The sequence below is a fragment of the Pseudacidovorax sp. RU35E genome, assembly GCF_900156165.1.
Lineage (GTDB): Bacteria > Pseudomonadota > Gammaproteobacteria > Burkholderiales > Burkholderiaceae_C > Xenophilus.
On record NZ_FTMY01000007.1, the window covers coordinates 298,577 to 323,016 of the forward strand.

The 24,440-nt window shown below is 68.0% G+C and carries 27 protein-coding genes; 10 read left to right on the plus strand and 17 right to left on the minus strand.

Annotation, left to right across the window (positions count from 1 at the left end):
- The first annotated feature begins 132 nt into the window (after window positions 1-132).
- From BXA03_RS15010 to BXA03_RS15020, 3 genes are all read left to right on the plus strand, one after another.
- On the plus strand, window positions 133-378 hold the full coding sequence (locus tag BXA03_RS15010) for a zinc finger domain-containing protein (RefSeq protein WP_076509212.1): 246 nt from the start codon (window positions 133-135) through the stop codon (window positions 376-378).
- Window positions 314-1,099: a DNA adenine methylase gene (locus BXA03_RS15015; protein ID WP_076509214.1), complete on the plus strand. Its 786-nt coding sequence runs from the start codon at window positions 314-316 to the stop codon at window positions 1,097-1,099. Before BXA03_RS15010 ends, BXA03_RS15015 begins: the two co-directional genes overlap by 65 nt.
- A 78-nt stretch (window positions 1,100-1,177) precedes the next feature.
- Window positions 1,178-1,423, plus strand: a complete 246-nt coding sequence (locus BXA03_RS15020) for a hypothetical protein (protein WP_076509216.1) — start codon at window positions 1,178-1,180, stop codon at window positions 1,421-1,423.
- A gap of 60 nt (window positions 1,424-1,483) precedes the next feature.
- Here the strand turns inward: BXA03_RS15020 and BXA03_RS15025 are convergent, their stop codons facing one another.
- The gene (locus BXA03_RS15025) at window positions 1,484-1,690 is read right to left on the minus strand and encodes a hypothetical protein (RefSeq protein WP_076509218.1); all 207 of its coding nucleotides are present in this window, start codon (window positions 1,688-1,690) and stop codon (window positions 1,484-1,486) included.
- 340 nt (window positions 1,691-2,030) lie between these two features.
- On the opposite strand from BXA03_RS15025, the gene hemP reads away from it, so the two are divergent.
- The gene (gene hemP, locus BXA03_RS15030) at window positions 2,031-2,249 is read left to right on the plus strand and encodes a hemin uptake protein HemP (protein WP_076509220.1); all 219 of its coding nucleotides are present in this window, start codon (window positions 2,031-2,033) and stop codon (window positions 2,247-2,249) included.
- A 203-nt stretch (window positions 2,250-2,452) separates the two neighbouring features.
- Here hemP and BXA03_RS15035 read toward each other — a convergent pair whose 3' ends face one another.
- Entirely contained in the window at window positions 2,453-2,860 is a 408-nt protein-coding gene (locus BXA03_RS15035; protein ID WP_076509357.1) for a GlcG/HbpS family heme-binding protein, read from the minus strand.
- Between the two features lie 185 nt (window positions 2,861-3,045).
- Here BXA03_RS15035 and BXA03_RS15040 point away from each other — a divergent pair, with 185 nt between their 5' ends.
- The gene (locus BXA03_RS15040) at window positions 3,046-3,747 is read left to right on the plus strand and encodes a Bax inhibitor-1/YccA family protein (protein WP_076509222.1); all 702 of its coding nucleotides are present in this window, start codon (window positions 3,046-3,048) and stop codon (window positions 3,745-3,747) included.
- A 74-nt stretch (window positions 3,748-3,821) separates the two neighbouring features.
- On the opposite strand, the gene rlmD is transcribed toward BXA03_RS15040, so the two are convergent.
- The 4 genes from rlmD to surE are packed head-to-tail and all read right to left on the minus strand — an operon-like array spanning window position 3,822 to window position 7,901.
- Complete coding sequence (gene rlmD, locus BXA03_RS15045; protein ID WP_083716096.1) at window positions 3,822-5,363, minus strand: 23S rRNA (uracil(1939)-C(5))-methyltransferase RlmD; 1,542 nt, start codon at window positions 5,361-5,363, stop codon at window positions 3,822-3,824.
- Window positions 5,364-5,407: 44 nt separating this feature from the next.
- The gene (locus tag BXA03_RS15050) at window positions 5,408-6,310 is read right to left on the minus strand and encodes a peptidoglycan DD-metalloendopeptidase family protein (RefSeq protein ID WP_076509224.1); all 903 of its coding nucleotides are present in this window, start codon (window positions 6,308-6,310) and stop codon (window positions 5,408-5,410) included.
- An 11-nt stretch (window positions 6,311-6,321) separates the two neighbouring features.
- A complete protein-coding gene (locus BXA03_RS15055; protein WP_076509226.1) occupies window positions 6,322-7,113 on the minus strand; it encodes a protein-L-isoaspartate(D-aspartate) O-methyltransferase in 792 nt (263 codons plus the stop codon).
- 23 nt (window positions 7,114-7,136) lie between these two features.
- Window positions 7,137-7,901 carry a 5'/3'-nucleotidase SurE gene (gene surE, locus BXA03_RS15060; RefSeq protein WP_076509228.1) on the minus strand — a complete coding sequence of 255 codons (765 nt, stop codon included), beginning with the start codon at window positions 7,899-7,901 and terminating at the stop codon, window positions 7,137-7,139.
- 118 nt (window positions 7,902-8,019) lie between these two features.
- Here surE and BXA03_RS15065 point away from each other — a divergent pair, with 118 nt between their 5' ends.
- Window positions 8,020-9,009 carry an NADPH:quinone oxidoreductase family protein gene (locus BXA03_RS15065; protein WP_076509230.1) on the plus strand — a complete coding sequence of 330 codons (990 nt, stop codon included), beginning with the start codon at window positions 8,020-8,022 and terminating at the stop codon, window positions 9,007-9,009.
- A gap of 82 nt (window positions 9,010-9,091) precedes the next feature.
- Here BXA03_RS15065 and BXA03_RS15070 read toward each other — a convergent pair whose 3' ends face one another.
- From BXA03_RS15070 to BXA03_RS15100, 7 genes are all read right to left on the minus strand, one after another.
- Window positions 9,092-9,445: an H-NS histone family protein gene (locus tag BXA03_RS15070; RefSeq protein ID WP_076509232.1), complete on the minus strand. Its 354-nt coding sequence runs from the start codon at window positions 9,443-9,445 to the stop codon at window positions 9,092-9,094.
- A 173-nt stretch (window positions 9,446-9,618) separates the two neighbouring features.
- A complete protein-coding gene (locus BXA03_RS15075) occupies window positions 9,619-10,335 on the minus strand; it encodes an ABC transporter ATP-binding protein (protein WP_076509234.1) in 717 nt (238 codons plus the stop codon).
- A complete protein-coding gene (locus tag BXA03_RS15080) occupies window positions 10,332-11,111 on the minus strand; it encodes an ABC transporter ATP-binding protein (protein ID WP_076509236.1) in 780 nt (259 codons plus the stop codon). The genes BXA03_RS15075 and BXA03_RS15080 overlap by 4 nt, the downstream gene beginning before the upstream one ends.
- A complete protein-coding gene (locus tag BXA03_RS15085) occupies window positions 11,108-12,094 on the minus strand; it encodes a branched-chain amino acid ABC transporter permease (RefSeq protein WP_076509238.1) in 987 nt (328 codons plus the stop codon). The genes BXA03_RS15080 and BXA03_RS15085 overlap by 4 nt, the downstream gene beginning before the upstream one ends.
- A gap of 136 nt (window positions 12,095-12,230) precedes the next feature.
- Complete coding sequence (locus BXA03_RS15090; protein WP_017760123.1) at window positions 12,231-13,103, minus strand: branched-chain amino acid ABC transporter permease; 873 nt, start codon at window positions 13,101-13,103, stop codon at window positions 12,231-12,233.
- A gap of 130 nt (window positions 13,104-13,233) precedes the next feature.
- Entirely contained in the window at window positions 13,234-14,403 is a 1,170-nt protein-coding gene (locus BXA03_RS15095; RefSeq protein WP_076509240.1) for an ABC transporter substrate-binding protein, read from the minus strand.
- Between the two features lie 192 nt (window positions 14,404-14,595).
- Complete coding sequence (locus BXA03_RS15100; RefSeq protein WP_076509242.1) at window positions 14,596-15,366, minus strand: GntR family transcriptional regulator; 771 nt, start codon at window positions 15,364-15,366, stop codon at window positions 14,596-14,598.
- Window positions 15,367-15,524: 158 nt separating this feature from the next.
- On the opposite strand from BXA03_RS15100, the gene BXA03_RS15105 reads away from it, so the two are divergent.
- The 4 genes from BXA03_RS15105 (at window position 15,525) to BXA03_RS15120 (ending at window position 20,155) form a co-directional block, all read left to right on the plus strand.
- Window positions 15,525-16,577, plus strand: a complete 1,053-nt coding sequence (locus BXA03_RS15105; protein ID WP_076509244.1) for an aromatic ring-hydroxylating oxygenase subunit alpha — start codon at window positions 15,525-15,527, stop codon at window positions 16,575-16,577.
- Window positions 16,574-17,530, plus strand: coding sequence for a PDR/VanB family oxidoreductase (locus BXA03_RS15110; RefSeq protein WP_076509245.1), 957 nt, complete (start codon window positions 16,574-16,576; stop codon window positions 17,528-17,530). The genes BXA03_RS15105 and BXA03_RS15110 overlap by 4 nt, the downstream gene beginning before the upstream one ends.
- A 110-nt stretch (window positions 17,531-17,640) precedes the next feature.
- Window positions 17,641-18,747, plus strand: a complete 1,107-nt coding sequence (locus BXA03_RS15115) for a 5-methyltetrahydropteroyltriglutamate--homocysteine S-methyltransferase (protein ID WP_076509247.1) — start codon at window positions 17,641-17,643, stop codon at window positions 18,745-18,747.
- Between the two features lie 34 nt (window positions 18,748-18,781).
- Window positions 18,782-20,155, plus strand: coding sequence for a phospholipase D-like domain-containing protein (locus tag BXA03_RS15120; RefSeq protein ID WP_076509249.1), 1,374 nt, complete (start codon window positions 18,782-18,784; stop codon window positions 20,153-20,155).
- Between the two features lie 4 nt (window positions 20,156-20,159).
- On the opposite strand, the gene BXA03_RS15125 is transcribed toward BXA03_RS15120, so the two are convergent.
- The 4 genes from BXA03_RS15125 to BXA03_RS15140 all read right to left on the minus strand — a co-directional run bounded on the left by BXA03_RS15125 (window position 20,160) and on the right by BXA03_RS15140 (window position 24,438).
- Complete coding sequence (locus BXA03_RS15125; protein ID WP_083716104.1) at window positions 20,160-21,302, minus strand: ROK family protein; 1,143 nt, start codon at window positions 21,300-21,302, stop codon at window positions 20,160-20,162.
- Window positions 21,303-21,431: 129 nt separating this feature from the next.
- Entirely contained in the window at window positions 21,432-22,346 is a 915-nt protein-coding gene (locus BXA03_RS15130) for a LysR family transcriptional regulator (RefSeq protein ID WP_076509250.1), read from the minus strand.
- Between the two features lie 37 nt (window positions 22,347-22,383).
- The gene (locus BXA03_RS15135) at window positions 22,384-23,457 is read right to left on the minus strand and encodes a purine-nucleoside phosphorylase (RefSeq protein WP_076509252.1); all 1,074 of its coding nucleotides are present in this window, start codon (window positions 23,455-23,457) and stop codon (window positions 22,384-22,386) included.
- 177 nt (window positions 23,458-23,634) lie between these two features.
- Window positions 23,635-24,438, minus strand: coding sequence for an IclR family transcriptional regulator (locus BXA03_RS15140; protein WP_076509254.1), 804 nt, complete (start codon window positions 24,436-24,438; stop codon window positions 23,635-23,637).
- Window positions 24,439-24,440: the final 2 nt, after the last annotated feature.

Consider the following 24,440-nt stretch of genomic DNA (forward strand, 5'->3'; position numbering starts at 1 on the left):
CCGAAAAAAGACAGGGCGAATGCCTCCGGTGTTGCAGCACCTCGGGCACCCGCCTCCGCCGTGAACGAGCACGGCATCGACCGAAGACCCTGCCACCTGGTACCAGGCGGGGCGCATGATAGGTGATGCCCGATGAGAGAGATTCGATGCGGCCAGTGCCGGCGAAAGCTGGCGATGGCCGATGGGGGAAGCGTAGAGATCAAGTGCCCGCGCTGCGGGACGTTGAACCACTGGAGGGACAGCGCTGCTGATCGGAGCAGCCCGAGCCCCACACCAGCGCGCCACCGAGCGCCCTTTGAACCAAAGGACGTTCATGACGCAGAAAAGCCCGCTGGCGTGGCTGGGTGGCAAGAGCCGCCTGGCAGACCAGATCATTGAGCGGATGCCCGCTCACCAGACGTACTGCGAGGTCTTCGCAGGGGCCGCCTGGGTGCTCTTTAAAAAGCCGGAAAGCAAGGTCGAGATCATCAACGACATCAACTCCGAGCTGACCAACCTGTACCGCTGCGTGAAGCATCACTTGGTGGAGCTAGTGGCGCAGTTCCGGTGGATGCTGGTGGCCCGCGATGACTTCGACCGCTTCCTGCAGACGCCCGCCGAGTCGCTCACCGACATCCAGCGGGCGGCTCGGTTCTTCTACCTGGCCAAGTCGAGCTTCGGCGCCAAGATCCACAAGCCGACCTTCGGCATCGCGGCGACGGGCGCCCCGCGCTTGAACCTGCTGCGGATAGAGGAGGAACTGTCCGATGCCCATGCGCGCCTGGCGCGTGTGTTCATCGAGAACAAGCCCTTCGACGTGGTGCTGCAGCGCTTCGACAGGCCGGGAACGCTGTTCTACGTCGACCCGCCCTATTGGGGCTGCGAGAAGGACTATGGCGAGGGTCTGTTCACCCGTGACGACTTCGCGCGCCTGGCGGCCCTTCTGGGGGCTTGTAGGGGCAAGTTCATCTTGAGCCTCAACGACACACCCGGCGTGCGTGAGACTTTTCGGGAGTTCAGGATCGAGGCGGTCAAGACCCGCTACTCGATCTCGGCCACGGCCAAACAGGAGGTGGGCGAGGTGCTCATCACCAACTTCAAGGCGGGGCGCAGTGGCTGAGTGGGGCGGTCTGGCTTGGTTGCTGGCCGGCGCCGTCAGAGCGGTACTGGCGGTGTTCCAACGCAACCGCAAACCACCATGAAGACCCAGACCTCCGACACCGGCCTCAACCTGATCCTGGCTCAGAGCGAGCCCACGGCCGAAGCTGCGTACCAGGCGCACCAGGCGAACATTGCGATCATCCTGGCCGCGCTGCATGATCGCCTCGCGGCGCACGCAGAGCGCGCGGCGGCCGACCCGACGAACTGGGGCTTCGCAGGCGACCTCGGCGCGATCCAGGGCCGGTTGTTGGAGGCCACCGAGTTCATGCCGCCTGTACGCTGAGCGCCGCGCCAGGCAGAAAGAAGGCCCCTTCGGGGGCCTTTCTACTGGGCGGCTCGTGGGCTACATCAGCGGCAGCGGGTCGGTGGCCTGCCAGTCGTCGGGCATGGGATAACGCAGGAAGACCTCGTCGACGGACGGTTGCCGAGACGGGAAGTGGCTAAGCGCACCGAGCTGGCCAGGGTTGGGGATGGACAGCGGCGGGAAGTAGCGGGCGACCACCTTTGCGTGCCAGGCGCGGCGGGTTGGAGAGAGGGCTTCGAGTTCCATGGCTTCAGCCTTGGTTGTGGAGGAGCCAGGATCTTGGAGCGGCGCGCAAGGCCTGCCCGACGCGTTTTTCCCAGTTTGTTCTCCGGGCGCCTGGGACGGTTAACTTTGGTCGGCTCTGCCAAAGCGCGCGGCAGAGCACGCACTAACTTCCTCTGCCAAAGCGCGCGACAGTTTCTGCCAAAGGCGGCGCAAATCTCTGCCAAAGCGCGCGGCGCGCTTCAACCACATTCGGTGGCTGCGCTGCCCACAAAAAAACTCATCGCTACGATTGCGCACCTGAGTGCGAATCGTTATCATTTGCTCATCCGCTTCACCCGATCCGATTCGAAAGGACCCACCCGTGCAAGCCCAGTCCTCGCATTCCCAGAAAGTGCTCAGCCATTCCTCGCTCGATCAGGCCGGCAGCGGCGCCGCAGCGCATGGCACGCCTTCTCCCGCGCATGCCTTGCTGCAAAGCAGCGAACTCCTCAAAGGCCAGAAGACCATCGGCATCCTGCACAACGGTTCGCTCTATCGCCTGCAGGCCACCAAATTGGGCAAGCTCATCCTCACCAAGTGATGCGGCCCCTGCCCTGACCGTTCATCGTGGGGCGACTCGAGGAGATCTGACTCTCCAAGGGTCGTTTTTGGCCAGCCAGTGAATCGACCAGCCACGCCTTTTTTTCCGCGCTGAACCCATCCAGACCCAATGAAAAGAGCCCCGCCGGAATCGTCCGGCGGGGCTCTTTCCGTTGGCGAGGGCGACGAGGTCGCCACCCACGCTTACAGACCGATGGCTGCGATCCCCGCCTTGGCGATCTGGGCGTCCTCGTTGGACTTCACGCCACTCACACCCACGGCGCCGATCACCTGGCCGTCCTTGACGATGGGCACGCCGCCCTCCAACAGACCGTCGACCGTCGGTGCCGACAGGAACGCCGTACGACCGCCATTGATGATGTCCTCGTAGACCTTGCTCTCGCGCCGGCCCAACGCCGCAGTGCGAGCCTTGGCTGGACCGATGTGTGCGGAGACCGGCGCTGCACCATCCAGGCGCTGCAGCCACAGCAGATGGCCACCGTCGTCGCAGATCGCGATGGTCACGGCCCACTGGTTATTGATGGCTTCCGCCTCTGCGGCGGCGGCGATCTTCTTGACGTCTTCGAGTTCGAGAAAGTGCTTGGTCTTCATGGGGGCGAAGAATACAGGAACCATCTCGGATGCCCGGCACGTCTCATTGCCGCGCCGCCTGCAAGACCCCATGATCCCAAAGGACGACGCGCCATCCGGATATGCCTGCATCGGCCTTGATCTTTCCTAGAATGACCCACAACTGCCCGTCAAGCAGTCCCCTCAACCTCTTCAGGAGTTTTGCCATGAACGACAGAGCCCCCACCTTCGACACACCGGCCGGTTACGGCCAGGTGCTGCCCCAGGCAGAGCGCCACCGCGTTCTGCGCAATACCTACTGGTTGCTCGCCCTGAGCATGGTGCCGACCGTGCTGGGCGCCTGGCTGGGTGTCGCCACCGGCATCACGGCGGCCCTCACGGGCGGCCTGGGCCTCGTGGTGTTCCTGGTCGGCGCCTTCGGCTTCATGTTCGCCATCGAGAAGACCAAGAACTCGGCCGCCGGCGTTCCGGTGCTGCTCGGCTTCACCTTCTTCATGGGGCTGATGCTGTCGCGCCTCATCGCGATGGTGCTGGGCTTCAAGAACGGTTCAGAACTCGTGATGACCGCCTTCGCGGGAACGGCAGGCGTGTTCTTCGTGATGGCATCGCTGGCCACAGTGATCAAGCGCGACCTGAGCGGCATGGGCAAGTTCATGTTCGTGGGCGTGCTGGTGCTGTTCGTCGGCTCGATCATCAATGTCTTCATCGGCTCCAGCGCCGGAATGATGGCGATCTCGGTGGCGGCCATCGGTATCTTTTCGGCCTACATGCTGTATGACCTGAAGCAGATCATCGACGGCGGCGAGACCAACTACATCAGCGCCACGCTCGCGCTGTACCTGGACGTGTTCAACGTGTTCCAGAGCCTGCTGGCCCTGCTGGGCATCTTTGGCGGCGAACGCGACTGACGCGCACCGTAGCCCGCGCGCCAACGACAAAGGGGCCCTCTCGGGCCCCTTTGCTTTTGGCGTGCCGGGGTGCCTCAGTCCGCCAGGTCGAAGACGGCAATGGACTCGACGTGCGCCGTGTGCGGAAACATGTTCACCGCCCCAGCAAAACTGCAGCGATAGCCCGCCTGGTGCACCAGAAGACCCGCGTCACGTGCCAGCGTGGCCGGGTTGCAGCTCACATAGACGATGCGCTCCGGTGGCTGCCACCCGCCCGTGCGCAGTTCTGGCTGCTGGTGAAGATCCGCGAGCGCCTTGACGAGTGCGAAGGCGCCCTCGCGCGGCGGATCGACCAGCCAGCGGTCGGCGGGGCCATCCGCCACGAGCATCTCTGGCGTCATCTCGAACAGATTGCGGGCCACGAAGTCGGTGTTGCCCCACGCTCGCCGGGCGACCGACCGGTTGGCGGATGCATTGTCACGAGCCCGGGCCACCAGGGTCTCGCTGCCCTCGATGCCCAGCACCTCACGCGCCTCGGTGGCCAGCGGCAGCGTGAAGTTGCCCAGACCGCAGAACCAGTCGATGACCCGCTCCTCGGGTTGCACGGCAAGCAGGCGAAGGGCACGCGATACCAGCACCCGGTTGATGTGCGGGTTGACCTGCGTGAAATCGGTGGGCCGGAAAGGCATGGTGATGCCGAACTCGGGCAACTCATAGGCCAGCGGGGGCACGCCTTCGTCCATCAGGCGGACTGTGTCGGGGCCCTTGGGCTGCAGCCACCACTGCACGCCGGGATGCGCAGAAGCAAAGGCGCGCAGTCGCTCGCGATCAGCTTCACCCAACGGCTCCAGATGCCGCAGCACCAGCGCGATCACACCCAACTGCGTGGTCCCGGGAGCATCGCCGCAGGCGACCTCGATCTGCGGGCAGGTCAGGCGCGCGTCCATCGAGTCGATCAGCGTGCGCAAGGGCACCAGCATCTCGCTCACGGGCCGAGGCAGGACTGGGCACACCAACATGTCGGCCACGTAGCGGCTCTTGCGCTCGTGGAAGCCGATCAGCGTCGTGCCCTTCTTCTGCACGTAGCGCACCGACAGGCGGGCGCGGTAGCGGTAGTGCCATGCCGGGCCCTCGATGGGTCGCAGCAGGGTGTCCGGGCGTACCTTGCCCAGGTGCCAGAGGTTGTCTTCGAGCGCCCGCTGCTTCACCGCCACCTGGGCCGAGGCATGCAGATGCTGCATCTTGCATCCACCGCAAGCGCCAGCGTGCAGACCGAAGTGCGGGCAACCAGGACGAACACGCAGCGGCGACTCGCGCCGGATGTCCGTGAGCTGGCCCTGCTCCCAGTTGTTCTTCTTGCGATGCACGTTGGCCCGCACGATCTCGCCCGGCAGGGCGCCATCGATGAAGACGACTTTGCCATCGTCCCGGCGGGCCACGCCCTGGGCCTCGAGGTCGAGCGACTCGACGGCAAGCCAACCCGGCTCGATCGCGGCAGCGGCGACCGCGGATGGACCGGCGGGCGTCACGATCCTGTCGGAGGAGGAAGAAGCGGCCGACACGCCCGCGAAGGCTTCGGTGTCGGCGGGAGCGTTGGACGTGGGAAGGGTGTCCTTGTCATCGAGGGAATCCGTCATCCCTCGATTGTCGCCGGCCGTCCCAATGTGCGGCCGGCGCCCGGTCAGGGCCGCGCCGGCAGGTAGCGCGAAGGATCCACCGGCTTGCCCTGGCGGCGGATCTCGAAGTGCAGTTTCACGCGGTCGGCGTCGCTGCTGCCCATCTCGGCGATCTTCTGGCCCTTCTGCACCGACTGGTCTTCCTTGACCAGCAGCGCCTGGTTGTGCGCGTAGGCCGTCAGGAAAGTGTTGTTGTGCTTGAGGATGATCAGGTTGCCGTAGCCGCGCAGGCCCGCGCCGGCGTACACGACCTTGCCGTCCGCCGCCGCCAGCACCGGATCGCCGGCACGGCCCGCGATATCCAGACCCTTGTTCTTCGCGTCGTCGAAGCCGGCGATCAGGGCGCCCTGCGCAGGCCAGATCCATCCCAGGTCATCGTCTCCGCTTGCCGAGGGCGGGTTGCCCGCGGGCTTGGGCGTGGGCGTCGAGCCCGCCACGACGGGCGGAGCCACCGGCGGTGGCACTGCAGGCGCGGTGGTGGTGGTCGGGGGCAAGGTGCCCACGCCAGCGACGGCCGGAGGCGGCGTCACCACCCCACCGGCGACGGGCGGCACCACGCGCAGCACCTGGCCCACTTCGATGCGGTCGGGGTTGTCCAGGCCGTTCCAGCGCACGATGTCACGCCAGTTCTGGCCCGTATCCAGGGCGATGCGCCGCACGGTGTCACCCGGCCGCACGGCGTAGTAGCCCGGCTTTCCCAGGTTTTCGATGCCGGGCAGCGGCTTGCCGCTGGCGTCCGTGGTGGGCAGCCCCGAAGCAGAGGATGCCGTCGTCGTGCCCGCCATGCCCACAGGGGCGCGATCTTCCACCGGCGCCGGCCCGCGGGACGAGGCGCAGCCCGCCAGCACCACGCAGGCCGCCGCAGCGCCCATCCAAGCCAGCGTGTGCCAGCGACCAGAACCCTGCATATGTCTTTCCTTCATGCAATCCCTGATTTTAGAGGCACGAAATTGACGGCCTCAAGAAGCCTGCGCTCTATCCCCCTGTTCGTTTTATCAATGATGACAAGCGCTTGGCCTGTATTTCCAGACTGCACTGGAGCAACGATCCGGCCTCCGGGGGCAAGCTGGTCGAGCCACGTCGATGGCAGATCGGCGCCCCCGGCCGCGGCGATGATGCCGGCGTAAGGCGCGCCGGCCGGATAGCCCTGCATGCCGTCGCCCAGCAGCAGGTGCACGGTCGCGAGCCGCAGAGGCCGGAGATTGGCGCGCGCCTTCTCGTGCAGCCCACGCAGGCGCTCGATGCTGTAGACCTCCCGCGCCACCTGGCTGAGCACCGCGGCCTGGTAGCCGCACCCGGTGCCGATCTCCAGCACGCGGCCGAGGCGCCCCTGCGGCTGATCGGCCAGCGCGGGGGCAGCCAGCAGAAGCTCGATCATCCGCGCCACAACGTTCGGCTTGGAGATGGTCTGGCCCAGTCCTATGGGGAGGCTGGTGTCCTCATAAGCCTGCGCGGCCAGCGCGCCGTCGACGAAGGCGTGCCGCGCCACAGCGCCCATGGCCCGCAACACCCGCTCGTCGGCAATCCCCTGCGCGGCCAGGCGCTGCACCATCCGCTGGCGGACCGCGTCCGAGGCCATGGCCGGCGTGGCATGCACGGGCGTGGGAGGCACCACCGATGCTCGGGTGCGCGCAGCCGCCGCCGAACCGGGCACGGGAGCCCGCGGGAGCGTGACCGGAAAGGTGGGACGGGAACGTGGCGGCTGAGGCACCGGGACTCCTGCGTCGGCGCCGCTCAGTCGCTCGCGTCCAGGCGGCGGACGGCCTCGCGCCACTCGCCCAGGCTGGCGTGGTCGGTCAGGTCGATCTGCAGCGGCGTGACGGCCACATGGCCCGCGGCGGTGGCGTGGAAATCGGTGCCTTCGCCGCTGTCCTTGGCGCCGCCGGCGCCGGCGATCCAGTACATGGTTTCACCCCGGGGGCTCTGCTGTGTGATCACCTTCTCGGCGGCGTGCCGGCGGCCGAGGCGACAGATCTTGATCGGCTTGAGGTCATCGGCCGGCAGATTGGGGATGTTGACGTTCAGCAGCCAGGCCGGCTGCTCGTGCATGCGCTCGCGCCGGATGCGCTCCACCAGTCGCCGCGCCGCCTGGGCCGCGGCATCGACATGGGCCCAGCCCTTCTCGGTCTGCGAGAAGGCGATGGCGGGAATACCGAACAGGTAGGCCTCCATGGCGGCCCCCACCGTGCCCGAATAGATGGTGTCGTCGCCCATGTTGGCGCCGTTGTTGATGCCGGAGACGACCAGATCGGGCCGGTAGTCGAGCAAGCCCTTGAGCGCGATGTGCACGCAGTCTGCAGGCGTGCCGGTGACATAGCGGAAGCCGTTGTGCGCACGGTGCACGTAAAGCGGTGCCGCCAGGGTCAGCGCGTTCGACTTGGCACTGTTGTTGTGTTCGGGGGCGATGACTTCGACATCGGCCACCTCGCGCAGTGCATCGTGCAGGGCCACGATGCCAGGGGCTTGGTAGCCATCGTCGTTGGAGATGAGGATCTTCATGGGCGGCGGGATTTTAGGAGGCGATGGCCGATGCAACGGGAGGTCGCCGCAGAGACAAGAACGCCGCGAGGCAGCCCCCTATCATGCCTGCGCCTCAATGACGACGGAGACTGTTTCCATGCACGCATGGCTTTGCGAAAACCCGGTGGGCGTCGACGCGCTGACCTGGAAGGAATTGCCCACCCCGCAACCCGGACCGGGCGAAGTGCTAGTGGAAATCAAGGCCGCCAGCCTGAATTTTCCCGATCTGCTCATCGTGCAGAACAAATACCAGATCAAGCCGAAGCTGCCCTTCGTGCCGGGCTCCGAATATGCGGGCATCGTGCAGGCCGTCGGCGAAGGCGTCACCCATCTGAAAGTCGGCCAGCCCATCGCCTGCCTTTCCGGCACCGGCGGTTTCGGCACCCACACGCTGGCCCCGGCAGCCATGTGCATGCCGCTGCCACCGCAATTCGACATGGTGGATGCGGCAGCCTTCATCATGATCTATGCCACCTCTTGGCACGCCTTGATGGACCGCGCGGCGCTCAAAGCCGGCGAAACAGTGCTGGTGCTGGGCGCTGCGGGCGGCGTGGGCACTTCCGCGATCCAGATTGCCAAGGCGGCGGGCGCCCGGGTGATCGCAGCCGCCTCCACTGACGAGAAATGCGAACTGTGCAAAAGCATCGGGGCCGACGCGACGATCAATTACACGCAGCACTCCTTGCCCCAGGGCTTTCGCGACGCTGTGAAGGAAGCGACGGACGGCAAAGGCCCGGACGTGATTTACGACCCGGTGGGCGGCGATTTCGCCGAACCTGCATTCCGATCCATCGCTTGGCGCGGCCGTTATCTGGTGGTGGGATTTGCCTCCGGCCCGATTCCCTCGCTGCCGCTGAACCTGACGCTGCTCAAGGGCGCCTCGCTGGTCGGCGTGTTCTGGGGTGATTTCGCGCGGCGGGAGCCCAAGGCCAATGCAAGCATGATGCAGGAACTGGCCACTTGGTACGCCCAAGGCAAGATCAAGCCGGTGATCGACCGCACCATGCCGATGAGCGAACTGAAGGCCGCCTATGCCCACATGGGCTCGCGGGGGGTCAAGGGCAAGCTGGTGATGGTGAACCCGTAAAACCGGAAATCCGTAAACAAAAAACCCACGCATTGCGTGGGTTTTTTGTTTGTACATGCTGCGGCCGACGCAGCGATGTTGCTTACTTGACCTCGAACTCTTCCAGCGATTTGCCGGCGGCCAGGGCCTCGGTCACCCAGCGGGGCTTGCGTCCGCGCCCGCCCGACCAGGTTTCACCCGTAGGGCTGCGGTATTTGACGACCGATGCGGTCTTGGTCGGTGCAGCGGAAACGCTGCGCTTGGTGCCGGTACTGGCGCCCCGGCCATTCAGCTTGAGGTCAGCGGCGGTAATGCCGTATTCAGCGATCTTCTTGCGGAGTTCTTCGATCACGCCGACGCGCTCGTGGCTTCGAAGTTCCTCGGCCTGACGACGCAATTCCGCGATTTCCTGATCCCGCTGCTGGATCTGCGCGGTGATCTCTGCCAAAGTTGCCATTTCGAGAATCCTTTGTTTTGAGAAAGCAGTGCCGCGAATTCTAATTGAAGAATTGACGACCGCAAGCCGCCGCCCCGGGGCGCACGAATTGAATACCCTCGCTCTACAAGGGCATCCATCTCAAAATAAAGAAGATCGAGGCGGCGCAGCCGCCCCGCGGTCTACGGCTGCTGTCAGCGCGCGAGGCCCAGCAAACGATCCAGCAATGCCGGCTGGGCCAGCAATTCCGCGGCATCGCCGCGATGCACAACCGAGCTGTGGTCCAGCACCGCGGCACGATCCGAAATCGCCAGAATGGCCTGTGGGTGCTGTTCCACGATGATGGCCGTCAATCCTTCATCGCGGGTCAGCCGGCGAATGGCGCGCAGCAATTCCTCCACGATGATCGGCGCCAGACCTTCCAGCGGTTCGTCCAGCAGCACCAGCCGCGGATTGAGCACCAGTGCGCGGCCGACGGCCAGCATCTGCTGCTCACCCCCCGACAGCTGCGTGCCCAGGTTGCCTTTGCGCTCGGCCAGGCGCGGGAACATCTCGTAGACGCGCGCCGGACTCCAACGGCCGGGCCGCGCCACCGCCGTGAGGTTCTCGTGCACGGTGAGCGACTTGAAGATGTTGCGCTCCTGCGGCACCCAGCCGATACCGGCGGCGGCCCGGCGGTAGGCCGGCAGCGTGTGCAGCGGCTGGCCACCCAGCAGGATGCGTCCGCCATGCTGGCGCGTGGCGCCGGCCAGGGTGTTGATCAGCGTGGTCTTGCCGGTGCCGTTGCGGCCCAGCAGCGCCAGCGTCTCGCCCTCGCCCAGCGACAGCGAGACGTCGTTGAGCACCACGGCCTCGCCATAGCCGGCGCTGAGGCCCTCGATCTGCAACAGCGCATTCGTCGGGCCGCTCATGCGTGCACCTCCGTCTGGCCCAGGTAGACCTCGCGCACCCGCGGGTCGGCTGCGATCTCCTCGGGCGTGCCCTCGGTGAGCAGGGCGCCATTGACCAGCACGGTCATGCGTTTGGCAAAGCTGAAGACGAGATCCATGTCGTGTTCGATCAGCAGGACGGAGACATCGGCCGGCAACGCGGCCACGGTCTGCAGCAGTTCCTCGCGCTCGCCGGCTGGCACGCCGGCGACCGGCTCGTCCAGCAGCAGCACCTGCGGTTCGCAGGCCAGCGCGATGGCGATCTCGAGCAGGCGGCGCTTGCCATAGGCCAGGTGACGCACTTCCACATGGGCCACGTCGGCCAGGTGGAACTGCGTCAGCAATTCGCCGGCACGCTCGGCCACCGACGCATCGCGGCCCAGCGGTTGCCACCATCGGGCGCCCTGCCCGCGGTGCTGCGCCACGACAAGCGCCAGCGTCTGCAGCGGCGTCATGCTGTCGAAGAGCTGGTTGATCTGGAAGGTACGAACCAGGCCCCGCGCCACGCGCCGATGGGGCGCCAGGCGCGTGATGTCCTCGCCCATCAGACGGATGCGGCCTTCACTGGGCGTCAGCACACCGGTGAGTTGGTTGATGAGCGTGGTCTTGCCGGCGCCATTGGGGCCGATGAGCGCATGGCGCGCGCCCTTGGCCAGGCGCATCGACACATGGTCGGTGGCGGTGATGCCGCCAAAGCGCATCACCAGCGACTCGGCCTCGAGCACGATCTCGGGAGTCCCGGGAGACATGGCCGTCATGCCGCACCTCCCTTGCGGAACCAGCTCTGCGGACGCAGCAGGCGCTCGCGCCCCACCAGCATCAGCAGCACCAGCAGCAGGCCGATCCAGAACATCCAGTACTGCGGCGTGACACTGGACAGCGTGTCCTGCAGCAGCTTGAAGACGATGGCGCCCGCCACGCCGCCATAGAGCCAACCCACGCCACCGATGACCAGCATCAGCAGCACGTCGGCCGAGCGGTCGAAGGCCAGCACGTCCAGCGAGGCGAAGCCGGTGGTCTGCGCCAGCAGTGCGCCCGCAGCGCCGGCGACAGCGGCGGCGATGGTGTAGATCACCGACATGCGGGCCGTGACCGGAATGCCGATGGCCATGGCCCGCAGCCGGTTGTCGCGGATGGCCATCAGCGTGGCGCCGAAGGGCGAATGCACCAGCCGGCGCATGAGCAGGAAGAGCACGAGCGCCACGGCCAGCGAGTACCAGGCCGCCACGCGGCCATAGAGGTCGAAGTCAAACAGGCCCAGCACCGGCCCCATCACCACGCCCTGCAGGCCGTCGGCGCCACCGGTCAGCCAGTCGAGCTTGTTGGCCAGCTCCAGCAGCAGCAGGGCCGTGCCCAGCGTCACCATCAGCCGCGTGAGGTCGCTGCCGCGCAGGATCGTCACGCTGGCGAGCAGGCCCAGCACCGCGGCCAGCACCGTGGCGACGACGAGGCCCACGGTCGGGTCGGGCATCACCAGCTTGGCGAAGAGCGCCGCGGCATAGGCGCCGAAGCCGAAGAAGGCCGCATGGCCCAGCGAGACGATGCCCGTGTAGCCCAGCACCAGATCCAGCGACATCGCGAAGAGCGCCACGATGGCGATCTCGTTGACCATCAGCGCATGCTGCGGCAGCACCAGCGGCGCGGCGAAGGCCAGCGCCCAGAGCAGGAATTCCCACCAGCGCCAGCGGGCCTGACCAAGCAGCGGGGCGCGCCAGTCGTGGTTGCTTCCTTTGGTGATCATGCTGCGACTCCTTTCGAGAGGCCGCGGAGCAGGCCATGCCAGTGCACCCGTCGATCCGGCTTGGCCGGGCGAACGGGTGCGCCCCCTGCGAGGGGGGATTCGGCGACACGCAGTGAGCAAGAAACGGGGGTGGGCATCATTTCCCTCCCTTACGGGTGAAGAGGCCTTGCGGGCGCCACATCAGGATCAGGATCATCAGCAGGTACACCGTGAAGGCGCCCATCTTTGGAATGAAGTACTTGCCGCCCACGTCGGCAATGCCCAGCAGCAGTGCCGCCGCCAGCGGGCCGGTGATGGACGACGTGCCGCCCACGGCCACCACGATCAGGAAATAGATCATGTACTTGAGCGGAAAGGTCGGGTCCATGCCCAGCACCTCGGCACCCAGCGCACCGCCTAGGCCCGCAAGGCCCGAGCCCACCGCGAAGGTGGCCAGGAAGACCTGGTTCACGTTGATGCCCAGGCCCGCGGCCACGGTGGGGTCGTCGACCGCCGCACGCAGCCGGCTGCCGAAACGGGTGCGCGTGAGCACGAGCTGCAGCACCACCGCGAGCACCGCGCACACCGCGATGATGAAAAGGCGGTAGTGGCCCATGCCCAATAGCAGCGCGCCATCGCCGATCTCGGTGCGGCCGCGCAACCACTCGGGCAGTTGCAGGTTCTGCTGCGAGGAACCCACGAAGTAGTCCAGGCCCGCGACCGCCATGAAGGCCAGGCCGATGGAGAACAGCACCTGGTCCAGGTGCGGCTTGCCGTACATCGGCCGGTAGAGCGTGCGCTCCAGCAGGGCGCCGATCAGCGCCGTCAACACGAAGGCCAGCGGCAGGCACAGCAGAAAGGGCAGCCCCAGCTTCTGCATCGCATAGACCGTGATGTAGCCGCCCGCCATGGCGAAGGCGCCGTGCGCGAGGTTGATGAAGTTCATCAGCCCCAGCGTCACGGCCAGCCCCACGGCGAGCACGAATAGCAGCATGCCGTAGGCAATGCCGTCGAACAGGATAGTCAGCATGGGCGCCGCATCGAGAAAGGAAGAGAAGAGACCGTGGACCGGCGTTGCCGGACCACTGGCGCGCGCCCCCGGCGGGGCGGGGGCCGGCTGCGCGGGCCCTCAGGGCCGCGCAGCCTGGAGGCGAGCCCCGTTACTTGGCCTTGCCCGGGTCCTTGACGGCCTTGATCACGTCGAACTCCACGTTGTAGAGCGACCCATCCTTCTTCTCGACCTTGCGCAGGTACACGTCCTGCACGATGTCGCGGGTCTGGGCGTCGATCAGCACCTGGCCGCGCGGGCTCTCGAAGATCTGGCCCTTCATCTTGTCCAGCAGCGCCGGGCCATCGCCCTTGCCGCCGGTGGCCTTGAGCGCTTCGTAGATCACGCGCATGCCGTCATAGCCGCCCACGGCCATGAAGTTGGGGCGCATGCCCTTGTTGGCCTTCTCGAAGGCCTCGACGAACTTCTTGTTCATCGCCGACGGGTGCGCCGCCGAGTAGTGGTGCGAGGTGACCACGCCCAGGGCGCCGTCGCCCATGTCGGCCAGTTGGTCGTCGTCCGTCACGTCGCCGGTGGCGATCAGCTTGATGCCGGCCTTGTCCATGCCGCGCTCCAGGAACTGCTTCATCACCGCCGCGCCCGCGCCCGAGGGCACGAAGACGAACAGCGCGTCGGGCTTGGCGTCGCGCACCTTCTGCAGGAAAGGCGCGAAGTCGGGGTTGCGCAGCGGCACGCGCAGCTTCTCGATGACCTTGCCGCCGTTGAGCTGGAAGCGCTCGGTGAAGTACTTCTCGGCATCGTTGCCCGGGCCGTAGTCGCTGACCAGCGAGACCACGCTCTTGATGCCGTTCTTGGGGGCCCAGTCGCCCATGGCCACCGACACCTGCGGCAGCGTGAAGCTGGAGCGCACGATGAAGGGCGAGGCCTCGGTGATGCTCGACGTGGCGGCGGCCATGACCACCTGCGGCGTCTTGCTCTGCGTGGCGATGGGGGCCACGGCCAGGGCCAGCGGCGTAAGACCGAAGCCGGCCAGCACATTGACCTTCTCGTTGACCACCAGCTCCTGCGCCAGGCGCTTGCTCACATCCGGCAGGCCGGTGTCGTCCTTGACGATGAGCTCGATCTTGCGGCCGGCCACGGTGTCGCCGTTCTGGGCCATGTACAGGCGCGCGGCGGCTTCGACCTGACGGCCGGTGGAGGCCTGCTGACCGGTCATCGGCAGGATCAGGCCGATCTTGAAGGGCGCGCCCTGCGCCCAGGCGGGGGCGCTGACAAGGGCAGCGGCCGCGAGCGTGGCCTGGACGAACAGTCTCTTTTGCATGGAGGTCTCCGTGGGTCTGAAGAAAGGATGGAAACAGGTGGGGAAGGGGCGCAGGCCGCGGTCAGGCACCCGGCCGATGACGGCTGCGCCGGGCGAGCCGGCGATTGTGAGCGGACGAAGGCGCGGCCGCCCTCGGGGCAGACACCAACACGGCACGCGGCATGAACAGCATGACAGGCATGGGCAGCGCCATCAGGCCGCACGCGGCGCATCGGGCCGGATCAGGCCCACGCCCGGCAGACGCTGGCCTTCGCGGTCGCGCATGGCTGCGCGCAGATTGCGCTGGGCGATGCGTGCATGCTCACGCACCAGCGCCTCGGCGCGCGCGCCCTCGCGGTGGCGGATGGCTTCGAGGATGGCGCGGTGGTGGTCCTGCGCCACGATGAACATGTCGCGCGCCTGGGGCGAATTGGCCTGCACCACCACGAAGCCCGAGGGCGAGGCGAAGGGCATCTGAACCGCGCGGTCCAGCTCGCGCTGCAGCACGCTGCTGTCGGCCATCTGGCCCAGCAGACGATGGAAGCGCTGGTTCGCCTCCACATAGCGCAGGAAGTCGGCATCGTCCAGGCGGGGCCGGGCCAGCACGGCGTCGATGTCGGCCAGGCTCTCCTCGGCCTGGGCGAGCAACGCCGGGGCCGCACCGCGCTCGGCGGCCAGACGGGCCATCAGCCCTTCGAGCGTGCCGCGCAGCTCGATCGCGTCGGACACCTCGCGCTCAGAGAAGGAGCGCACCGCGAAGCCGCCGTGCGCCAGTGCCTGGAGCAGACCTTCCTGCTCCAGCCGGACGAGTGCCGTGCGGATGGGCGTGCGGGAGATGCCCAGCTTCTCGACGATGGCGACCTCGCCCACGCGCTCGCCGGGCGGCAACTCGCCGGCCAGGATCATCTCGCGCAGCCGCAACTGGGCCCGCACCGCCTGGGAGGCGCCGGCGTCAGCAGGGTTGGAAGCGGCTGCGTCTTGCATGGTGACAGAGTCTATCTGTATACATTGCGACAAAGATCAAAGCATGATTTAGTGGTTTTCCCGAGGTTTTCGCGAGTTTGGTTGACTGTTCTGTATACATCGCCGCGGTCGCTTTCCATAATCGCGCCATTCCCAAGCCGATTCCCGAGGACCCCCCGATGTTTCCCAAGAACGCCTGGTACGTGGCCTGTACCCCCGATGAGATCGCCCAGAAGCCGCTCGGCCGCACCATCTGCGGCGAGCGCATCGTCTTCTACCGTGGCGAAGGTGGCCGTGTCGTTGCACTCGAAGACTTCTGCCCACACCGCGGTGCCCCGCTGTCGCTGGGCCAGGTGTGCGAAGGCAAGCTGGTCTGCGGCTACCACGGCCTGGTGATGGGCGAGGAAGGCAAGACCATCTCCATGCCCGGCCAGCGCGTCGGCGGCTTCCCCTGCATCAAGCGCTTCGCGGTGGAAGAGCGCTACGGCTTCATCTGGGTATGGACCGGCGACCAGGCCCAGGCCGACCCCGCCAAGATCCATCACCTGGAATGGGCGCAGAACCCCGACTGGGCCTATGGCGGCGGGCTGTATCACATCCAGGCCGACTACCGGCTCATGATCGACAACCTGATGGACCTGACGCACGAGACCTACGTGCACAGCACCAGCATCGGCCAGAAGGAGATCGACGAGACGCCGGTCACCACCAAGACCGAGGGCGAGCAGGTCGTCACCAGCCGCTTCATGGACAACGTGATGGCGCCACCCTTCTGGCAGGCCAACCTGCGCGGCAACGGCCTGCCCGACGACCAGCCGGTGGACCGCTGGCAGGTCTGCCGCTTCACGCCGCCCAGCCACGTGATGATCGAAGTGGGCGTGGCCCTGGCCGGCCACGGCGGCTACCACGCGCCGGCCGACAAGAAGGTCTACAGCGTGGTGGTGGACTTCATCACGCCCGAGACCGAGACCTCGCACTGGTACTTCTGGGGCATGGCGCGCAACTTCAACGTCAAGGACGAGGCCCTCACCGCGCAGATCCGCGAGAACCAGGGCAAGGTCTTCGCCGAGGACACCGAGATGCTCGAAGCCCAGCAACGCTCGCTGCTGGCCCATCCGGCGCGGCGCCTGCTGATGCTCAACATCGATGCCGGCGGCGTGCAGTCACGCCGCATCATCGACCGCCTGCTGGCGGCCGAGCGCGCACCGGCGGCCGAGGCGGTGGCCGCATGACGTCGCTGCAGGTCCGCGTCCAGCGCAAGTCTCAGGAGGCCGAGGGCGTCGTCGCGCTCGAACTGGTGAGCGCCGACGGGCGCCCGCTGCCGGGCTTCGGCGCCGGCTCGCACATCGACGTCAACCTGCCCAACGGGCTGGTGCGCCAGTATTCGCTGTGCAACAGCGCGGCCGAGCGCCACCGCTACCGCATCGCGGTGCTACGCGAGCCCACCTCGCGCGGCGGCTCGGCCGCGGTGCACGACCTGGTCAAGGAAGGCGACGTGCTGACCATCAGCGCACCGCGCAACCACTTTGCGCTGCACGATGCGCCGCGCAGCCTGCTGCTGGCCGGCGGCATCGGCGTCACGCCCATCCTGTGCATGGCGCAGCGCCTGGCCACCTGGGGCGCGGACTTCGAGATGCACTACTGCACCCGATCGCCCGCCCGCACCGCCTTCCGCGAGGAGATCGTCGCCAGCGGCTTCGCCGACAAGGTGCACCTGCACCACGACGACGGCCCCGACGCGCAGAAGCTGCGCGTGGCCGAACTGCTCAAGACGCCCGAGCCCGGCACGCAGATCTACGTCTGTGGTCCCGGCGGCTTCATCGACCATGTGGTGAACACCGCCAAGACCAACGGCTGGCCGGCGCAGCAGATCCACCTGGAGTACTTTGCCGCCGCGGCGCAGGACACCAGCGGCGACCAGCCCTTCGAGGTCAAGCTCACGAGCAGCGGCCAGACCTACCGCATCCCCAAGGACCAGACCATCGTGCAGGCCCTGCGCGCCGAGGGCGTGGAGATCATGGTCTCGTGCGAACAGGGCGTGTGCGGCACCTGCATCACGCGCGTGCTCGAAGGCGTGCCCGACCACCGCGACTGCTACCTCACCGACGACGAGCGGGCGGCCAACGACCAGTTCACGCCCTGCTGCTCGCGGTCGAAGACGCCGCTGCTCGTGCTGGATCTGTGAGGCACCCCCCAAGCCGCTGCGCGGCCCTTTGATCCCGAAGGGTCCGCGGCTACGATCCCTCAGCCGTCCTTCTGGGCGGCGTTCTTTTTTCCCCTCTCTCAGGAGACACCATGCAACTGCCCGCCCGCTACGACCATGTCGGCAGCTTCCTGCGCCCGCAATACCTGCTGGAGGCCCGCGACAAGAAGGCCAAAGGCGAGATCGGCGCCGAGGCGCTGCGCGAGGTCGAGGACAAGGCCATCGCCGAGATCGTCAAGTTCCAGCAGGACGTCGGCCTCAAGAGCATCACCGACGGCGAGTTCCGCCGCACGTATTTCCACATCGACTTCCTGGAGCAGCTGGGCGGCGTCAAGACCGACATCCCGGTCACGGTCAAGAAGGCCGATGGCACCGAAGAGCTGGCCCCGCCGGTGATCCGCGTCATCGACAAGGTGCGCCACGCCAAGGACATCCAGCGCGCCGACTTCGAATACCTCAAGGGCCAGGTTGCCGCCGGCTGCACGCCCAAGGTGACCATCCCTTCGCCCACCATGCTGCACTTCCGCGGCGGCCGGGCCGGCATCAGCAAGACGGCCTACCCCGAGCTGGACCCGGCCTTCTACGACGACGTCGCCAAGGCCTATGGCGACGAGCTCAAGAGCCTCTACGACGCCGGCTGCCGCTACGTGCAGATGGACGACACCAACCTCGCCTACCTGTGCGACGAGAAGATGCGTGAGGCCGCCCGTCAGCGCGGCGACGACCCCAACGAGCTGCCGCATCGCTACGCCGGCTTCATCAACAAGGTCGTGGCCCACAAGCCTGAAGGCATGCTGCTGGCCATGCATCTGTGCCGCGGCAACTTCAAGAGCACCCACGCGGCGGCCGGCAACTACGAGCCCGTGGCCGAGGCCCTGCTGGCCGAGATGAACCTGGACGCCTTCTTCCTGGAGTACGACGACGACCGCTCCGGCGACTTCCGTCCCCTGCGCTTCCTGCCCAAGGGCAAGACCGTGGTGCTGGGCCTGGTGACCACCAAGTTCGGCGAGATGGAAAGCAAGGACGAGCTCAAGCGGCGCATCGACGAGGCCGCCAGGCACGCGCCGCTGGAGCAGCTGGCGCTGTCGCCGCAGTGCGGCTTCTCGTCCACCGTGCACGGCAACAACATCGCCGTCGAAGCGCAGCGGCAGAAGCTGCGCCTGGTGATCGAGACGGCGCAAGAGGTCTGGGGAAGCTGAGTCCGAGGCGGGCCGGGTATGCGAAGCTCGGCCCATGCTCCACTCCTTCGCGCCCTGGCTGCCCAGCATCTCCGAGCATTTCCTGGCCGTCGTGCTGGCCTTGCTCGTGTATGTGCTGACCACCCGCGGCCGGCGCGAGCAGCGGGCGCCCACGGCCGCCATCGCCTGGGTGCTGGGCATGCTGCTGATGCCCTACCTGGCGCTGCCGGCCTACCTGATGTTCGGCCAGCGCAAGTTGCGGCCCACCGTGCCGCCGCGACCCGCTCGCGCCACCCTGCCTGCCCACTGGGCCGCCGAACTGCTGGACAGCTTCGGCCTGGCGCCGCCCAGCCGCTGTGCCCTGCGCTTCCACGGTGACGGCGAAGGCGCCCGCGAGGCGCTCTGGGCCGTCATCGATGCCGCCGAGCGGCGGCTCGACGTCTGCACCTTCATCATCGGCAGCGACCCGCTCGGCCAGGCCGTGGTCGAGCGACTCACGGCCAGGGCCAGGGCCGGCGTGCAGGTGCGCGTGCTGCTGGACGGCTTCGGCGCGCTGCAGCTGCCTCGCCGCTATTTCGACGCGCTGCGCGCGGCTGGCGGCGAGGTCCGCGTCTTCCGGCCGCTGCTGCGCCTGCGCGCCGGCGGACCGCGCAACCTGCGCAACCACCGCAAGCTCACCATCGCCGACGACCGCTGGCTCTGGAGCGGTGGACGAAACCTGGCGGGCGAGTACTTCACCGGCAACGGCGACGGCGAGCGGCCCTGGGTCGACCTGTCGTTCGACGTGCAGGGCGATGCAGCAGCGGCAGCCGCCCGGCAGTTCGCGCAGGACTGGGCCTCGGTGGAGGAGGAGACGCCGCGCACGGTGCCGCCCATCGAGGACGTGTCCGATGGCCGCCTGGTGCAGTTCCTGCCGAGCGGGCCGGACCAGGCCGAGGACACGGCCCAGTCGCTGCTGATCGGCGCCTGTTTCCGTGCGGAGCACCGAATCCTGGCGGTGTCACCGTACTTCGTGCCGGGCGACGGACTGCGCGACGCGCTGCGGCTGGCGGCGCGCCGCGGCGTGCAGGTGACGCTGGCCATCCCGCAGCAGTCCAACCATCGCATGGCTGACTTCGTGCGAAGCCGCGCCATGCGCGATCTGGCACGGGCCGGCGTGCAGTTCCGCATGCTGCCCTTCATGGCCCATGCCAAGGCGGTGGTGGTGGACGACGACCTGGCCCTGTGCGGCTCGATCAACCTCGACCTGCGCAGCCTGCTGCTCAACCACGAGGCCGCGACGGTGTTCTACGACCCGCAGGATGTGGCGTGGCTGTCGGACTGGGTCGAGGCACTGGCCGCGGCGGGGCAGCCGTACCGCCCACGGCGCCCGGGATTGATGCGCGATGTGGCCGAAGGGCTGCTGCTGACCATCGCGTTCCAGCTGTGACGGCTCAGCGTCTCTTGTCGATCCTGCGCACGGCCTCGCGGTCGATGCGGTTGTTGACGTAGCTCGCATTGCCCAGGCCCGTGCCGATGGTCAGAACGGCCCAGCGCTTGACGTCGCGCATGAAGGGCAGCTCCGACAGGCCCTGCACCACCGCGTCGTTGTGCATCAGCACCTGGGTGGGCTGATGGCGGATCAGCGGCAGCCGCTCGCGCAGGTGGGTGGGCAGGTGGAAGGTGTCGGCCGCCCAGTCGCCGGGCAGGTTCTGCGCGCCGCGGGCGATGGTGCCGTCCTCGCGGATCAGCCCCGGGCACGCGATGCCGACGAAGGGTGCCAGCTTGATCTTCTTGTGGTGCGCGAACTCGATGGCCTCCTCCAGCATCTGGGCCAGCCGCTCGACGAGGGCGGCGCGGCTGGGCTTGTCGTCCGCGTGGCGCCACTTCTCGCGCCACACCACATCGGCGCGCGACAGGTCCTCGGCCTTGTCGCGGCGGAAGCGCACCACGCCGCAGCGCACGTTGGTGCCGCCGATGTCCAGGGCCAGCAATGCGTCGTCGTGCTCCACGAAGTGCGCAGGGGCCAGGTGCACCCAGCCGATGAGACCGCCATCGTCCACCTCGTGACGCAGGCGGGCCAGCTGGACGGGCAACTCCTGCACATGGCACAGGGCCGCGGCCTCCAGGATGGCGCGCTCGCCGGCATCGCTTTCGGGAAAGCCGCCGCCCACCACGATGCGCTGCACGCCCTTCCACGACTTCTGCCGCATGAAGCGCTGGATGATGTGGGTCAGCTCGATGGCGAACTCTTCGATGGCGCCATTGACCAGGTCGGCGCCCACGTTGGGTGAATCGGCCAGGGCCTTGTCGATGCGCTTCTTGCTGAGCTTGCGCGAGGGCAGCTTGCCGAAGGGATCGGCCTCGCCGCGCTCGCGGCAGCGGCGGCGCCAGTCGTCGAGCAGGTCGCGGAAGGCGCCCTGGCTGGCCCGGTCGCCGATGAAGCCCTCGTCGTCCTTGACCTCCAGGTTGTAGCCAGCGATGGTCACCGAGGCCAGCTCCAGCATGCCGTGGTGGGCGCCCACCACGCTGGGCGGGTGATGCTGGCGGCGGCGTGGGGACGGGGCGGGGTCGCGGTCGGCGGTCTTGTTGGGCATCGTCGGGCAGGAAGTGGAAGAGGTGATGCTGACGGCCGAAGGCCGCTTCGGGAGCGCGTTGCCGTCGGCATCGGGCATCGGCGAGGGGCGGCATTGACCGTAGGAAAGCGGCCCGCGACACGCCGAGGGCTACAGCGCGCTCGCCGCCCGCTCCAGCTGCGCCAGCCGCCGCGCCATGCGCTCGGCGAAGTCGCGGCACACGCCGGGCACGCTGCGCTGCGAGGGCAGCAGCACGCCCACCTGCAGTGCATTCACGGCCGGCAGGGCGAACGGGCGCCACACGAGCTCGCCCCGCGCCAGCTCCTGCATGAAGGCGATCTTGGAGAAGCACGAGACGCCGCGCCCCGCGCGGATCAGGCGCTTGAGCAGCGGCGTGGAGTTGCAGGTGGCGGCTGGCGTCATCGCCTCCCAGAAGGCCGCGAAGGCGGGCGACAGGGCCGCATCGATGACCGGCTGCGTGCCCGAGCGCAGGAAGGGATAGCGCGCGCATTCGTCCAGCGGCACCTCGCCCAGCGCCGCCATGGGATGGCCGGGCGGCATCACCACGCCGAGCGGCAGCCGGGCGCGGGCGACCACGTCCACGCCGGCCGGCAGGCGGTGCAGGAAGCACAGGCCCACATCGGCCTCGCCCGCGAGGACCATCGGCGGCACGGCCATCGGCTGCACGGCAGCCAGGCTGTAGGTGGCGGCGGGAAAGACCTGGAGGAACTCCTCCAGCGTGGCGGGCAACAGCTCCTCGAAGAAGGAATCCATGGCAGCCACGCGGACCTCGCCGCTGCGCTCGCCGCGCAGGGCGTCGATCTCGGTGCGCACCAGCTGGTACTGCTGCAGGGTCTCCTGCGCATGGCGCAGCAGGCGCTCGCCCGCCGGGTTCAGGCGCAGGCCGGCGGGCAGGCGGTCGAAGAGTTCGCAGCCCAGTTCCTCTTCCAGCTTGAGGATCTGGCGGTTGACCGCGCTGGCCGCGACGAAGAGCCGCTCGGAGGCCTTGCGCACCGAACCGCAGCGGGCCACTTCGACGAAGTACTTGAGGACGCTGGCATGCATGCGGGCACTGTAGCGGCGGCCCAGTGCCGGCCCGGCTTCAGGGCGTCATAGGCGGCACGCCGACGCGCCACTGCGGCCAGTTGGCGACGATGTGGTCCACCACCCGCGAGCCCACGCGCTCGATGTTCAGCACCGTCTCGGCAAAGCCGCCCGCCGTCTCCCCCGGAGCCGGGTCCAGGTGGGCCAGCGTGGTCTCGCGCGGATTGCCCTGGTCGAAGTTGACGGCGCCGCGCAGGCTCATCACGCGGCTGGTGCCGTGGGTGCGGTTGATGACCAGCGTGATGGCCGCAGCCTCCATCTCGGTGATGACGTAGTCGTCGGCGCCGTAGAGCTTGGCGATGTACTGCGCCTCCTTCGACAGCCCAGGGCCGTGGAAGAAGGTGTCGCCCGTCATGTGCGTGCCGGTGCCCACGAAGGGCGCACGGCGGGCCGCGGCGTCCGGGTAGCGCAGACGGTAGGCGCGGGCCTTGTCGTCGTCGGCCAGGGGCGTGTCGGCCGACAGCTTCACGGCCCAGCCGACCAGGGCCGGGTTGAGCTGGAAGCGCCGGTAGTTCTCGTAGCCCTTGCGCGGCATGAAGGTGGGCGCGCCGGCCGTGTTCTCTTCGGGTGCCCAGCGGTGGCCCAGGTCGTAGTCGACGAGCCAGGTGGCCCAGCTCACCATGCCGATGGTGCCGCGCGAGGGCGGCGTTCCGGCCACGCCCGACAGGATGTAGTACGACTCGGAGAAGTCGAAGCGTGGGTCGAGCAGGATGGCCTGCATCGACGAGGACGAGTTGACCTTGCCCATGCCCAGCACGGCGCCGCAGACGCCATCGGTATTGCAATACACGGGGCTCAGCGCACCCTTCACCGCGATGGGCGCGCTGCTGCGCCAGTAGCGCTCGTACCAGTGCTGGAACTCGCCGGCGCGGTCGCCGGTGTTCTGGCCGATCTCGAACATGGCGGCCACGAAGACCTTGACGCGCACGGGTGCGGCGGCGGTGGGTGCTGGCGCGGCGGTCGTCGAAGCCGCCGTCGGCGCGATGCTCTGGGTGGAGGCGCAGCCGGCAGCCAGCACGGCCGCGAGGGCCAGGCCGGCCATGCGCAGCCAGGAGAAGGTGGGAGAGGACATCGGCAAGGGTCTTTCGAAGGAGGGTGTCGTGGTCGAGGGGTCGGAGGCTTGTCGCCCCGGCCGCCCGCGGGTGCGGATGCTAGGCAGCCGGCCCGATGCCGGGAAGCGCCGAATTTCGTGCGGGGTGTGCGAAGGCTTCGAACACCTGCAATGACGACCGGGCAGCGCCCGACGAGCTCAGCGCCGACGCGCCTGCTCCCGCTGCGCCCATTGCTGGCCGATGAGCCGGGCATGCCGCTCCATGGCTTGCACCAGCTTCGGCACCCGCTCGTCCGGCAACCGTTCGCGGATCGCCGTGATGGCCAGGCCGGCGAGGATCTGCCCCTCCGGATGGCGCACCGGCACCGCCAGCGCCCGCGTGCCCGGCACCACGCCCACCGGCGCGTAGGCATGGCCGCGCCGCTGCAGCAGCCGCAGGCGCTGGCGCAGTTCCTCGGGCTCGATGCGCAGGGCGCGCAGCCGCCGCGCATTGCGCGCGATGGTGTCGGCGCGCTCGTCGTCGGACAGGCCGCCCAGCAGCACCAGGCCGCTCACGCCCACGCCCAGCGGCCGGCGCGCGCCCACCTCGATGGACAGCACCTTCACCACATAGCTGCCCGGATGCCGCGCCAGGCAGACCGAGTCGTCGCCGTTGCGGATGGTGAGGAAGCAGGTCTCGCCCTCGGCCTCGGCCAGGGCCTGCAGGTGCGGCGCCGCCACCGCGCGCAAGGGAAAGCCGGCCGAGCGCGCCAGGCCCATCAACGAAACCTCGCCGCCGATCAGGTAGCGGCGCGTGGCGGCGTCCTGCTCCACCGCGCCCTCTTCCACCAGCACCTGCAGCAGGCGGTGCACGGTGGCGCGGTTCAGCCCGGTGGCCTGGGCCACGTCGAGCAGGCGCACCCCGTGCTCCTGGCCCGCCGCCACGATGCGCAGCACGGCGAGGGCGCGCCGCACGGACTGCGCGCCAGTGGTCGGTGCGGTGGCGCTCTCGCTGCCGGGCATTC